This is a genomic window from Leifsonia sp. Root227 (genome assembly GCF_001428745.1).
Lineage (GTDB): Bacteria > Actinomycetota > Actinomycetes > Actinomycetales > Microbacteriaceae > Leifsonia.
Genome location: NZ_LMIO01000003.1, coordinates 922,727 through 936,040 on the forward strand (window position 1 = coordinate 922,727; position 13,314 = coordinate 936,040).

At 68.3% G+C, this 13,314-nt stretch carries 11 protein-coding genes; 4 read left to right on the forward strand and 7 right to left on the reverse strand.

What is annotated here, in order from left to right:
• Positions 1–11: 11 nt before the first annotated feature.
• From kdpB to map, 5 genes are all read right to left on the reverse strand, one after another.
• The gene (kdpB, locus tag ASE16_RS14400) at positions 12–2,189 is read right to left on the reverse strand and encodes a potassium-transporting ATPase subunit KdpB (RefSeq protein WP_055896168.1); all 2,178 of its coding nucleotides are present in this window, start codon (positions 2,187–2,189) and stop codon (positions 12–14) included.
• Positions 2,190–2,192: 3 nt separating this feature from the next.
• The gene (gene kdpA / locus ASE16_RS14405; protein WP_157480386.1) at positions 2,193–3,839 is read right to left on the reverse strand and encodes a potassium-transporting ATPase subunit KdpA; all 1,647 of its coding nucleotides are present in this window, start codon (positions 3,837–3,839) and stop codon (positions 2,193–2,195) included.
• The gene (gene kdpF / locus ASE16_RS19800) at positions 3,839–3,928 is read right to left on the reverse strand and encodes a K(+)-transporting ATPase subunit F (protein ID WP_157480388.1); all 90 of its coding nucleotides are present in this window, start codon (positions 3,926–3,928) and stop codon (positions 3,839–3,841) included. Before kdpF ends, kdpA begins: the two co-directional genes overlap by 1 nt.
• Positions 3,929–4,159: 231 nt before the next feature.
• Positions 4,160–4,915: a polyphosphate--glucose phosphotransferase gene (gene ppgK, locus ASE16_RS14410; RefSeq protein ID WP_055896171.1), complete on the reverse strand. Its 756-nt coding sequence runs from the start codon at positions 4,913–4,915 to the stop codon at positions 4,160–4,162.
• 62 nt (positions 4,916–4,977) lie between these two features.
• Positions 4,978–5,844 (reverse strand): type I methionyl aminopeptidase, encoded by an 867-nt coding sequence (map, locus tag ASE16_RS14415; RefSeq protein WP_055896174.1) that lies wholly within the window; start codon positions 5,842–5,844, stop codon positions 4,978–4,980.
• A 12-nt stretch (positions 5,845–5,856) separates the two neighbouring features.
• Between map and ASE16_RS14420 the strand changes: the two genes are divergently transcribed.
• Positions 5,857–6,069 carry an SPOR domain-containing protein gene (locus ASE16_RS14420; protein WP_055896176.1) on the forward strand — a complete coding sequence of 71 codons (213 nt, stop codon included), beginning with the start codon at positions 5,857–5,859 and terminating at the stop codon, positions 6,067–6,069.
• On the opposite strand, the gene panB is transcribed toward ASE16_RS14420, so the two are convergent.
• The gene (panB, locus tag ASE16_RS14425; protein WP_082581462.1) at positions 6,066–6,917 is read right to left on the reverse strand and encodes a 3-methyl-2-oxobutanoate hydroxymethyltransferase; all 852 of its coding nucleotides are present in this window, start codon (positions 6,915–6,917) and stop codon (positions 6,066–6,068) included. The genes ASE16_RS14420 and panB overlap by 4 nt on opposite strands.
• A 103-nt stretch (positions 6,918–7,020) precedes the next feature.
• On the opposite strand from panB, the gene glnA (ASE16_RS14430) reads away from it, so the two are divergent.
• The 3 genes from glnA (ASE16_RS14430) to ASE16_RS20275 all read left to right on the forward strand — a co-directional run bounded on the left by glnA (ASE16_RS14430) (position 7,021) and on the right by ASE16_RS20275 (position 11,629).
• Positions 7,021–8,358, forward strand: coding sequence for a type I glutamate--ammonia ligase (gene glnA, locus ASE16_RS14430; protein WP_055896181.1), 1,338 nt, complete (start codon positions 7,021–7,023; stop codon positions 8,356–8,358).
• A 5-nt stretch (positions 8,359–8,363) separates the two neighbouring features.
• Positions 8,364–11,387, forward strand: coding sequence for a bifunctional [glutamine synthetase] adenylyltransferase/[glutamine synthetase]-adenylyl-L-tyrosine phosphorylase (locus tag ASE16_RS14435; protein WP_055896183.1), 3,024 nt, complete (start codon positions 8,364–8,366; stop codon positions 11,385–11,387).
• A 110-nt stretch (positions 11,388–11,497) separates the two neighbouring features.
• Positions 11,498–11,629: a hypothetical protein gene (locus ASE16_RS20275; RefSeq protein WP_268765813.1), complete on the forward strand. Its 132-nt coding sequence runs from the start codon at positions 11,498–11,500 to the stop codon at positions 11,627–11,629.
• A 258-nt stretch (positions 11,630–11,887) separates the two neighbouring features.
• Here the strand turns inward: ASE16_RS20275 and glnA (ASE16_RS14440) are convergent, their stop codons facing one another.
• Positions 11,888–13,312: a type I glutamate--ammonia ligase gene (gene glnA / locus ASE16_RS14440; protein ID WP_055896186.1), complete on the reverse strand. Its 1,425-nt coding sequence runs from the start codon at positions 13,310–13,312 to the stop codon at positions 11,888–11,890.
• Positions 13,313–13,314: the final 2 nt, after the last annotated feature.

The following is a 13,314-nucleotide window of genomic DNA, read 5'->3' on the forward strand; positions in this document are numbered from 1 at the left end:
GTTCCCTCTTCCTAGAATCCGGGGATGAGCGCGACCAGAAGGTCGATCAGTTTGATGCCGATGAACGGGGCGATGATGCCGCCGATGCCGTAGATCAGCAGGTTGCGGCCGAGCAGGGCGGACGCCTTCGACGGCCGGTACGTCACGCCGCGCAGCGCCAGCGGGATCAGCAGCACGATGACGATCGCGTTGAAGATCACCGCAGACAGGATCGCGGAGGCGGGGGAGTGCAGCCCCATGATGTTCAGCGCTGCGAGCCCAGGGAACGCCCCGACGAACATCGCGGGGATGATCGCGAAGTACTTCGCCACGTCGTTCGCGATCGAGAACGTGGTCAGCGCTCCGCGGGTGATCAGGAGCTGCTTGCCGATGCGCACGATGTCGATGAGCTTGGTCGGGTCGGAGTCGAGGTCGACCATGTTCCCCGCCTCCTTCGCCGCCGACGTGCCGGTGTTCATCGCCACGCCGACGTCCGCCTGCGCGAGGGCAGGCGCGTCGTTCGTGCCGTCGCCCGTCATCGCGACCAGGTTGCCGCCCTCCTGCTCGCGGCGGATCAGGGCCAGCTTGTCCTCCGGCTTCGCCTCGGCGAGGAAGTCGTCGACCCCCGCCTCGGCAGCGATCGCCTTCGCGGTGAGCGGGTTGTCGCCGGTGACCATGACCGTGCGGATGCCCATCCTGCGCAGATCGGCGAATCGCTCAGCCAGGCCGTCCTTCACGACGTCCTTCAGGTAGATCACGCCGAGCAGGCTGGCGGTGCCACTCGCATCCCTCGTCGCAACGGCCAGCGGGGTGCCGCCCACCAGGGAGATGCGCTCCACTTCCTCGTCGAGGTCGTGCAGAACGGAACTCGCCGCGGGCCCGGACTCGCGCACCCAGTCGACGACGGCACTCGCCGCGCCCTTGCGCACGCTGGTGCCGTCCGGCAGGTCGAGGCCGCTCATCCTGGTCTGTGCCGTGAACGGGACGATCTCGCCGTGGATGTCGCCCTGGTGGCTGTAGCCCAGCTGTTCGGCGAGGGCCACCACCGAGACGCCCTCCGGGGTCGGGTCGCTCAGTGAGGAGAGCGCCGCTGCGCGGATGAGCTCCATGCTGTCGGCGCCGCCGACCGGGGTGAACTCGGCAGCGCGCCGGTTGCCGTAGGTGATCGTGCCCGTCTTGTCGAGCAGCAGCGTCGTCACGTCTCCCGCAGCCTCGACAGCGCGGCCGGACATCGCGAGCACGTTGCGCTGCACCAGCCTGTCCATGCCGGCGATGCCGATGGCCGAGATGAGTGCGCCGATGGTGGTCGGGATGAGGCACACCAGCAGGGCGAGCAGCACGGGGACCGTCGGGGCAGCGTTCGAGTACCCTGCGGCAGGAGCGAGCGTCAGCACGACCACCACGAAGATGATCGACAGGCTCGCCAGCAGGATGTTCAGCGCGATCTCGTTCGGCGTCTTCTGCCTGGACGCACCTTCGACGAGCTTGATCATCCGGTCGACGAACGTCTCGCCGGGCTTGCTGGTGATCCGCACCAGGATGCGGTCGGAGAGCACGCGGGTGCCTCCCGTCACCGCGCTCCTGTCACCGCCGGACTCGCGGACCACAGGGGCGGACTCGCCCGTGATGGCCGACTCGTCAACGGAGGCGATGCCCCGCACGATGTCGCCGTCTCCCGGGATGAGTTCGCCCGCCGTGACCACGACGAGGTCGCCCAGCCGCAGTTCGCTCGACGCGACCTGCTCGATGTCGGAGCGGACCGCATCCGGATCGATGGACTCGTCGTATCCGGCGACGCGGTTGGCGACCGTGGTCGAGCGGGTCGCCCTCAGGCTGGCGGCCTGCGCCTTGCCACGGCCCTCCGCGACAGACTCCGCGAGGTTGGCGAAGACGACGGTGAGCCAGAGCCAGACAGCGATGCCCCAGGTGAACGCGAGGTTCTGCTGGCCGCCGCTCGCTCCCGAACCGGTGCCGTCGCTGCCGAGGAAAGGCTGCGCGACCGCGAGCACGGTGGTGAGCACGGCGCCAACCTCGACGATGAACATGACGGGGTTGCGCCACATGAACCGCGGGTCGAGCTTGCGGAGCGCCCCGGGGAACGCCGCCACGAGCTGAGCGATGGAGAACGCGCCGGCGGGCGTGCGGCGCTTCCCGTCCGACCCAGGCTCCTGGTGAGGAGCGGGGTGTTGCGTCGGTGTGATGGTGGTCATGGTCTACTGCAGCCCTTCCGCCAGGGGACCCAGCGCGAGAACGGGGAAATAAGTGAGGGCGGACACGAGCAGCACGGTTCCGACGAGCAGGCCGACGAACTGCGGCCGGTGGGTCGGAAGGGTGCCGGCTGTCGCCGGGATCTTCGCCTGTCCGGCGAGCGAGCCGGCCAGGGCGAGGACGAACACGATCGGGAGGAAGCGCCCGAGGAACATCGCCGTGCCGAGCGCAGCGTTCAGCCACGGGGTGTTCGCGGTGAGACCGCCGAACGCCGAGCCGTTGTTGTTCGCGGCGGAGGTGAACGCGTACAGCACCTCGCTGAAGCCGTGCAGTCCCGGGTTGAAGATCGACGTCTTCTCCACGTCGGCTCTGATCGCAGGGACGGCGAAGCTCAGGCCGGTGCCGACGAGCACCAGGGTCGGCGTGGTCAGGATGTAGAGGCTCGCGAGCTTGATCTCGCGCGGTCCGAGCTTCTTGCCGAGATACTCCGGGGTGCGCCCGACCATGAGCCCGGCGATGAACACCGCGATCACGGCGACCACGAGGATCCCGTACAGCCCGGCGCCGACGCCGCCGGGGGCGACCTCGCCGAGCATCATGTTGACCATCGCCATCATGCCGCCGAGCGGACTGTAGCTGTCGAGCATCGAGTTCACGGCGCCGGTGGAGGTGGTGGTGCTCGTGGTGTTGAACAGGGTGGAGCCCAGGATGCCGAACACCTGCTCCTTGCCCTCCAGCGACCCGCTCGACAGCTCGAACGCGGTCATCGCGCCGAGGGAGGCGAGGAACAGCACGCCCATGGTCGCGAGGATCGCGTAGCCCTGGCGGCGGTCGCCGACCATCGTGCCGAAGGTGCGGGGGAGCGAGAACGGGATGATGAGCATCAGCACGATCTCGACCAGGTTCGTCCACGCGGCCGGGTTCTCGAACGGATGCGCCGAGTTCGCGTTGAAGAACCCGCCGCCGTTCGTGCCGAGCAGCTTGATCGCCTCCTGCGAGGCGACAGGCCCTCCAGGGATGCTCTGAGTCGCCCCGGTGAGCGTCGTGATGTGCTGGAAGCCGGCGAAGTTCTGGATCGCGCCCCCGGCGATCAGCACGATCGCGGCGACGACGGCGAGCGGCAGCAGGATGCGCACGGTCGCCCGCAGCATGTCCACCCAGAAGTTGCCGATGGTGCCGCTCGACCGGCGGGCGAACCCGCGCACCAGCGCGACGGCCACGGCGATGCCGACAGCGGCCGACACGAAGTTCTGCACCGCGAGCCCGGCGATCTGGACGGTGTAGCCCATCGTCGCCTCCGGCGAGTACGACTGCCAGTTCGTGTTGGTGACGAACGAGATCGCAGTGTTGAAGGCGAGTCCCTCCGGCACGGCGGGCAAGCCGAGCGCGTACGGCAGGAACTCCTGCAGCCGCTGCAGACCGTAGACGATCAGGATGCCGACCACCGAGAACGCGAGCACGCCCCTGAGGTAGGCGGGCCAGGACTGCTCCGCGGAGGAGTCGACCCCGATCATCCGGTAGACGCCGCGTTCGACCCTCAGGTCTTTCGGCGAGCTGAAGACACGCGCCATGTAGTCGCCGAGCGGGCGGTACGCGATGGCGAGGATCAGCGCGAGCGTCGCCAACTGGGCGACGAACAGCCAGAGCACCACTAGAAGCGCTCCGGCTTCACCAGGGCGACCACCAGGTAGGCGATCGCGGCCACCGCGAGCAGGGCGCTGATCACATTGATGACGATCACAGCTTCTCGACCCCCCGGCCGACGAGCCCGACGACAAGCGCGAGCACGACGATTCCGAGGAGGTAGACGACGTCCAGCAAGACTCTCTCCATCCGTGAGGATGCCGCGCCGATCGACGCGACGGTGAGAGTCCACACCCTGGGCGGGCGCCGGGAGCCGGTCCTAACGCATCCCTAACGCCCGCCGGCCGAAGCCATACGCGCCCCTAACGAGCGACGCGATGAGGTGGCGTCAGGACCGGACGGCGAGGGCGGCGGCGCCCAGGATGCCCGCGTTGTTGCGGTGCACGGCGGGGACGATCTCCGTCTTCAGGTCGAGCAGGGGAAGGAAGTCCTTGTAGTTCTTGGAGACGCCGCCTCCGACGATGAAGAGGTCGGGGGTGAACAGGAACTCGAGGGTCGAGTAGTAGGTCTGCAGGCGCTTCGCCCACTTCTCCCAGCTGAGGTCCTCGCGCTCCTTCGCCGAGTACGCCGCCTTCGACTCCGCGTCGTGGCCGTCGATCTCCAGGTGGCCGAGCTCGGCGTTCGGGATGAGGACGCCGTTGTAGATGAGGGCGGAGCCGATGCCGGTGCCGAGCGTCGTCATGATGACGAGGCCGTCCTTGTCCTTCGCTGCGCCGAACCTGGTCTCCGCGTACCCGGCGGCGTCGGCGTCGTTGACGAAGTGGATGTCGCGCTTCAGCCCCTTCTCGAAGAGGTCCTCCGCGCGCAGGTCGATCCACTTCTTCGACACGTTCGCCGCCGACAGGGTGACCCCGTGGCTGACGATGGCGGGGAAGCAGACGCCGACAGGAGCATCCGGGTCTTCGGCGGCCAGCTTCTCGACGATCTCCTTGGTGGTCTCGACGATGTCGTCCGGCTTGCCGCCCTCCGGCGTCGGCAGCTTGACCCTGTCGCTGATGAGTTCTCCGGTGTCGAGGTCCACGAGACCTCCCTTGATCCCGGTTCCTCCGATGTCGATTCCGATTGCCTGGTTCTTCGAACTCATGGCACGAATCTACCCCGCAGTGGATGCGCGGCGTGCGAGCCCTGCCGCGAGCCCGCCGGCGCTCAGGGAAGCGTGAGCACCTCCGCGCCGCGTTCGGTGACGACGAGCGTGTGCTCGAACTGCGCCGTGATGCTCTTGTCGCGGGTGACGACCGTCCAGTCGTCCTCCCACATGTCCCACTCGTGCGTGCCGAGGGTGAGCATCGGCTCGATGGTGAACACCATGCCGACCTCCATCACATCGTCGTGCAATGGAGCGGAGTCGTAGTGCGGGATGATCAGGCCGGAGTGGAAGGCCGCGCCGACGCCGTGGCCGGTGAAGTCGCGCACGACGCCGTAGCCGAACCGTTTGGCGTACGACTCGATGGCGCGGCCGATCACGTTGACCTGCCTGCCGGGCGCCACGGCCTTGATCCCGCGGTTCAGCGCCTCGCGGGTGCGCTCGACGAGCAGCGCGACCTCCTCGGCGGCCGTCCCGGCGATGAAGGTCTGGTTGCTGTCCCCGTGGAAGCCGTTCTTGTACGCGGTGATGTCGATGTTGACGATGTCGCCGTCCTCGATCGCGGTGTCGTCCGGGATCCCGTGGCAGATCACCTCGTTGACCGAGCTGCAGATCGACTTCGGGAAGCCGCGGTACCCGAGCGTGGACGGGTACGCCCCGTTCGCGATCAGGAACTCGTGCCCGATCACGTCGAGCTCTTCCGTTGTAACGCCGGGCCGCACGCTCTCGCCGACGAGCGCGATGGCCTGGGCGGCGATCCGGCCGGACTCGCGGATCAGCTCGATCTCGTCCGGGGTGTACACGTCCGATCCGGTGTACGGAGACGGCTCCTTCTTGCCGACGTACTCCGGCCTGGCGATCTCGGCGGGGACGGAGCGCAGGGGACTTACGCGTCCCGGAATCAGGTGACCGGCGGAATCCTTGGGCATAGGATCAAGCTTATGACCGGCGAGAATGACCACGGAATCACCCAGGACGCCGAACACAAGTTCTGGTACAACATGAAGACCGGCCAGGTCGAACAGGGTTTCCTGTCGCCTGCCCCCGACCGCGTCGGCCCGTTCGACACGCACGCCGAGGCGGAGAACGCCCTCGAGAAGCTGCGCGAGAACAGCGCCAAGTGGGCTGAGGACGACGCGGCGGAGAACCGCTAGAAGCTGTGCTCGGGGGCGGGGAACGTCCCGTCCTGCACATCCGCCTTGTACGCGGTCGCTGCCTGGGTCAGGACCCCCTGCAGATCGGCGTACTGCTTCACGAAGCGCGGGATGCGGCCGGTGGTGAAGCCTGCCCAGTCCGTCCAGACGAGCAGCTGCCCGTCCACATCCGGGCCGGCGCCGACGCCGATGGTCGGGATGCGCAGCTCGGCCGTGACCCGCGCCGCCACCTCAGCAGGCACCATTTCCATGACCACTGCGAACGCGCCGGCGTCCTCGACAGCGTGCGCATCGGCGAGCAGCTGCTCAGCGCCTTCGCCGCGACCCTGGATGATGTGGCCGCCGAGCCCGTGCTCGCTCTGCGGGGTGAAGCCGATGTGCGCCATGACGGGGATGCCGGCATCCACGATCCGGCGGATCTGCTCCGCGCTGCGAACGCCGCCCTCCAGCTTGACCGCGTGCGCTCCCGTCTCCTTCATGAACCGCACCGCTGTGTGCAGCGCCTCCAGCGGCCCCGTCTCGTATGAGCCGAACGGCATGTCCGCCACGACGAACGCGCGCTTGACAGCACCGGCCACCGCGCGGGTGAGCGGGATCAGCTCGTCGACCGTGACGGGGAGGGTCGTCTCGTAGCCGAGCACGTTGTTGCCCGCCGAGTCGCCGACCAGCAGGAAGTCGATGCCTGCCGCGTCGAAGATCTGCGCGGTGAGCTGGTCGTAGCTGGTGAGGCCGGTGAACTTGGCGCCCTCCTCCTTCGCGGCCTGGAAGTGCCTGGTGCGGACGCGCTTGAGCGACTGCATCGACGACGTCGTCGGGTGGGCGGACGGCATAGGAGACTGCTCTGACATGGCCTCAGTCTAATGACGCGTTCAGACTCGGAAACGGACGAGCCCGGCGCCTGAATCGAGCCCTCGAAACCACTAGTCTGGGAAGGCTGACGAAAGGGGCAGGATGGACAAGCAGCGCGACTTCGTTCTTCGCACGATCGAGGAACGTGGCATCAAGTTCGTGAGGCTGTGGTTCACCGACGTCGTCGGCACACTCAAGTCCGTCGCCATCGCGCCCGCCGAGGTGGAGGGCGCGTTCAGCGAGGGGCTCGGCTTCGACGGCTCCGCCATCGAGGGCCTGACCCGCGCATACGAGTCCGACCTGCTCGCGCATCCGGACCCCACCACGTTCCAGATCCTCCCGTGGCGCGGCGAGATCGACCCGACGGCGCGCATGTTCTGCGACATCACCACCCCGGACGGGCAGCCGTCGGTGTCCGACCCTCGCAACGTCCTCAAGCGCACGCTGGAGAAGGCGGCCGACCGCGGGTTCACGTTCTACACGCATCCCGAGATCGAGTTCTACTTGCTCAAGTCTTCGGCGTTCGACGAGAACGGCCCGGAGCCCGTCGACTCGGCAGGCTACTTCGACAACGTGCCTGGCGGCACGGCCCACGACTTCCGTCGGCGGTCGGTCAGGATGCTCGAAGACCTCGGCATCTCCGTCGAGTTCAGCCACCACGAGGCGGGGCCGGGTCAGAACGAGATCGACCTGCGCTACGCGGACGCCCTCACCACGGCCGACAACATCATGACCTTCCGCACGGTGATCAAGGAGGTCGCCATCGAGCAGGGCGTGTACGCCACGTTCATGCCGAAGCCGCTCTCCGGCCACCCAGGCTCGGGGATGCACACCCACATGTCGCTGTTCGAGGGCGACACCAACGCGTTCTTCGAGGCAGGCGCCGAGTACCAGCTCTCCAAGGTCGGCCGTCACTTCATCGCCGGCCTGCTGCGCCACGCGCCGGAGATCACCGCCGTGACAAACCAGTTCGTCAACTCGTACAAGCGCCTCTGGGGCGGCGATGAGGCGCCGAGCTTCGTCTGCTGGGGACACAACAACCGGTCGGCGCTCGTCCGCGTCCCGCTCTACAAGCCCAACAAGGGCCAGAGCTCGCGCGTCGAGTACCGCGCCATCGATTCCGCGGCCAACCCGTACCTCTCGTTCTCGCTCATGCTGGCCGCCGGCCTCAAGGGCATCGAGGAGCAGTACGAGCTGCCGCCGGAGGCCGAGAACAACGTCTGGGCCCTCAGCGACGCTGAGCGCCGTGCCCTCGGATACAACCAGCTCCCCGCGAGCCTCGACCACGCCATCTCGCTGATGGAGGAGTCGGAGCTGGTGGCGGAGACCCTCGGCGAGCAGGTCTTCAACTACGTGCTGCTGAACAAGCGGCAGGAGTGGTCGGCCTACCGCGCCCAGGTCACGCCGTACGAGCTGCGCACCAACCTCGAGATCCTTTAGGCGCCGTGCCGCGCGACCAGCTCTCACTGACCACTCTCGCGCGGTCGGGCTTCGTCGGCCTGAGCTCGGTGCGTGCTCAGCTCGACGAGCTGGCAGCGCTCACCGGGGTGACGGTCGAGGACGCGCTTCCCGCGTTCTCGGTGGCCGCCGACCCTGACACGGCGCTCGGCTGCACGCTCGCCCTGGTGCGCCGTGCTCCCGACCGCGCAGCCCCGTACCTGCGCAAGCGGGCCGCGGCCAAGCGCATCCTGAAGGTGATCGGCGCGTCGGAAGGGATCGGCGAGTTCTTCCTGCGGCAGCCGGACCAGCTGGATGCGCTGAGCGAGCCCGTCACGCGCCTCCCGTCGGCCGCCGAGCTGCGCGACGACCTGCTGGAGGCGGTCGGCGCGGTCGACGGCTTCGCCTCTGTCACAGAGGAGGAGGCCTGGACCGCTCTGCGCATCCGGTATCGCAGGCGCCTGGTGCAGGTGGCGAGCTTCGACCTGGAGCAGGCGGATCCCGTCGACGGCTTCGACGCGGTCGCCGCCACCATCTCCGACCTGGCGGGCGCGGCGCTCGAGGCGTCGCTGGCGATCGCCAGGCGGCAGACCAGCGGAACAGGCCCCGGCCGGTTCCCGGAGGCGGAGGTGCGCGCGACGCGCATCGCGATCATCGGCATGGGCAAGGCGGGCGCCCGCGAGCTCAACTACGTCAGCGACGTGGATGTGATCTACGTCGCGGAGGGCGATGAGGAGGAAGGCGTCTCCTCCGGCCGCACCGTCGACATCGCCACGCGGCTCGCGATGCTGACCATGCGGGGCATCCACGATCCTGCCATCGAGCCCGGCCTCTGGGAGGTCGACCCGAACCTGCGTCCAGAGGGCAAGGACGGCGCTCTGGTGCGCACTCTCGAATCGCACATCGCCTACTACGACAGGTGGGCGAAGGGCTGGGAGTTCCAGGCGCTGCTGAAGGCGCGCCCGCTCGCCGGGGATCTCGACCTGGGGGAGCGCTACGTCACCGCACTCGCCCCCAAGGTGTGGAGCAGCGCGTCCAGGGAGAACTTCGTGGAGTCCGTGCAGCGGATGCGTGAGCGGGTCACCGACAACATCCCGGACGATGAGGTGCACTACCAGCTGAAGCTCGGCCCCGGCGGCTTGCGCGACGTGGAGTTCACGGTGCAGCTGCTCCAGCTCGTGCACGGGCAGACGGACGACCTGGTGCGGCAGCGCGACACCCTCTCCGCCCTCGCCGCGCTGGCCGCGCAGGGCTACATCGGCCGCGAGGAGTCCGCCGACTTCTCGCGCGACTACCGCACGCTGCGCCTGATGGAGCACAGACTGCAGCTGCGCCACCTGTCCCGCACACACTTGATGCCGCGCGACGAGAGCGACCAGCGGGTGCTCGCGCGGGCCACGGGGCTCGCACCCGGCGCCGAGCAGCTCTTCGAGCGCTGGAACGCGATCAAGCACCGGGTGCGCGGGCTGCACGAGCGGCTGTTCTACCGGCCACTGCTGAGCGCCGTCGCCTCCACCCCCAGCGAAGACACGAACCTCACCGGCCAGGCTGGACTGACGAGCGCGCAGGCAGAGGCCCGCCTCGCCGCCATCGGCTTCCGGGATGCGCGTGGTGCGCTCGCCCACATCGGTGCGCTCACCGGCGGGGTGTCCAGGCGCGCGACCATCCAGCGGCATCTGCTCCCCGTGATGCTGCAGTGGTTCGCAGCCGGCGCCGATCCCGATTACGGTCTGCTCACCTTCCGCCGCCTCAGCGAGGACCTCGGCTCCACCCACTGGTATCTCCGGATGCTGCGCGACTCCTCCGGGGCGGCAGAGCGGCTGACCAGGGTGCTGTCCGGCTCGCGGTTCGCCGGGGAGCTGCTGGGGCGCATCCCGGAATCGGTGGCGTGGCTGGAGTCGGAGGAGGACCTGCGACCACGGTCGGCCGCGCTGTTGCGCGAGGAGACGAAGGCGATCCTCGGCCGTCACGCCTCAGCGGAGTCCGCTGCGTCCGCGCTGCGCGCCGCCAGGAGGCGCGAGGTGCTGCGCCTGGCGTTCTCCGGCATCCTCGGGTTCAGCACGATCGAGGAGCTGGCGCAGGGGCTCACCGCGGTCACGGAGAACGTGATCGCCGGTGTGCTGGAGGCGATCAGGGAGAGCCGCGACGACCGCGAGCTGTTCGAGTTCGCGGTGATCGGGATGGGCAGGTTCGGCGGCCGCGAGCTCGGTTTCGGGTCCGACGCCGACGTGATGTACGTGTTCCGCGCTCTCGGCGACGACCAGGATGCTGCGCACCGCGCGGCCCTGCAGGTGGTCTCCGACCTGGGCAGGCTCACCGAGGACAACGTCCTCCCGCTCGACCTGGACATCGGCCTGCGGCCGGAGGGCAAGAACGGCACCCCTGTCCGATCTCTCGACTCGTATCGCGCGTACTACCAGCGCTGGTCGCTCACCTGGGAGGCCCAGGCACTGCTGCGCGCACGCGGGGTGGCGGGCGACGCCGGCCTCCTCGACGACTTCGAGCGCGTGGCAGACGACGTGCGCTACCCGGCGGCGATCGCCGAGCAGGCCGTCCGCGAGGTCAAGCGCATCAAGGCCCGCGTCGAGAGCGAGCGCCTCCCGCAGGGCGCAGACCCGGCCAGGCACCTCAAGCTCGGCCGCGGCTCGCTGAGCGACGTGGAGTGGTTCGTGCAGCTCATCCAGTTGCAGCATGCCGCCGCTGTGCCCGATCTGCAGACCACATCCACCCTGGATGCGCTCCGCGTCGCCGCCGAGACCGGGTACGTGACAGCGGAGGACGCCGCGAAACTCCGCGACGCCTGGGTGTTCGCCTCCCGCGCCAGGTCGGCGATGACACTCTGGACCAACAAGACGGCCGACGTCCTCCCGTCGGACCGCGTCGCCCTCGACGGCGTCGCCCGCCTGATGGAGTACCCGCCGGGCTCGGCCAGCCGCCTCGAAGAGGACTACCTCGCCGTCACCCGCCGCGCCCGCGCCGTCTTCGAGCGCTCGTTCTACGGCCAGCCCGACCGTCCGACGCCCTCGGTCTGAGCGCACCCGGCGCCGGTGCCGCCAGCCCGACAGCCACGGGGCCGGGGTAGCATCCCGGAGCCTGCGGCGTACAGTCCGACTCCTAAGCGGACGAGGAAACGAACGAGGAGATGACCGACATGGTTGAGCGCGACACCACGCATCCGGACCCGGACGACCTGCCCGATGGCTCAGGCACAGACGCCGAGTCGCCGGACGACGGCAAGGACACCGCTTCTGGTGGTGGCGCGGATGACCGATAAGCAGCGGCCGGAGACGACCAGCCATCCGGACGGCGTCGATCCGGAGCACGGCACCGATCCCGACGGGACGCCGGTGGAGAACCCGTCGGGAGGGTAGCGACCACACGACCGCCCGGGTACGCGCGGTCTGGAAACAGACGAGTCCGCACGAGCTGCGGTGCCGGTCGCTTTCGCGGCCGGTCCTGCAACTCGTGCGGACTCTGTGCGGGCAGCGCGCCCGCGACGTCGTGACTCCCGCGGGCTGACGCGGGACGCCGGCTACACGCCGAAGTACAGCTCGTACTCAAACGGGTGCGGGCGCTGCGCGAGGGGCTTGATCTCCTTCTCGCGCTTGTAGTCGATCCAGGTCTCGATGAGCTCCGGGGTGAACACGCCGCCTGCGAGCAGGAACTCGTGGTCGGCCTCGAGCGCATCCAGAACCTCGGCGAGGGTGCCGGGGACCTGGGGAATGTTCTTGGCCTCCTCGGGCGGGAGCTCGTAGAGGTCTTTGTCGACAGGCTCGTGCGGCTCGATGCGGTTCTTGATGCCGTCGAGGCCGGCCATGAGCTGGGCGGCGAACGCGAGGTACGGGTTGCCGGACGCGTCAGGGGCGCGGAACTCGATGCGCTTCGCCTTCGGGTTGGTGCCCGTGATCGGGATGCGGATGGACGCCGAGCGGTTTCCGGCCGAGTAGACCAGGTTGACCGGGGCCTCGAAGCCGGGGACCAGACGGTGGAACGAGTTCACGGTCGGGTTGGTGAACGCCAGGACGGCCGGGGCGTGCTTGAGCAGGCCGCCGATGTACCAGCGGGCGATGTCGGAGAGGCCGCCGTAGCCCGCCTCGTCGTAGAACAGCGGCTTGCCGTCGTTCCACAGCGACTGGTGGGTGTGCATCCCCGAGCCGTTGTCGCCGAACAGCGGCTTCGGCATGAAGGTCGCGACCTTGCCCCACAGCTCAGCCGTGTTCTTCACGATGTACTTGAACTTCAGGATGTCGTCCGCCGCGTGCACCATGGTGTCGAAGCGGTAGTTGATCTCGGCCTGGCCGCCGGTGCCCACCTCGTGGTGTGCGCGCTCCAGGATGAGGCCGGCGTCGATCAGCTTCAGCGAGATGTCGTCGCGCAGGTCGGCCTGCTTGTCGACGGGAGACACCGGGAAGTATCCGCCCTTGTAGGGGGTCTTGTTGGCGAGGTTTCCGCCCTCCTCGACGCGACCGGTGTTCCAGGCGCCCTCCTCGGAGTCCACCGAGTAGAAGCTGGAGTGCTGGTTTACCTCGTAGCGGACGTCGTCGAAGATGTAGAACTCGGCCTCCGGAGCGAAGAACGCGGTGTCGGCGATGCCGGTGGATGCGAGGTACTTCTCCGCCTTCTTGGCGACCTGGCGCGGGTCCTTCGAGTAGATCTCGCCGTTGCGCGGGTTGTAGATGTCGAAGACCATGATGAGCGTGCGCTCGGCACGGAAGGGGTCCACGTACGCCGTCGAGACGTCGGGGATGAGCTGCATGTCCGATTCGTGGATGGACGCGAAGCCGCGGATGGACGATCCGTCGAAGAGCTGGCCGACGGAGAAGAACTCCTCATCGACGGTCGACGCGGGGATGTTGAAGTGCTGCTGCACACCGGGCAGATCGGTGAAGCGGATATCAAGGAACTTGACGTCGGTGTCCTTGATGAACTTGAGCACCTCGGAAGAATCACGGAACATGC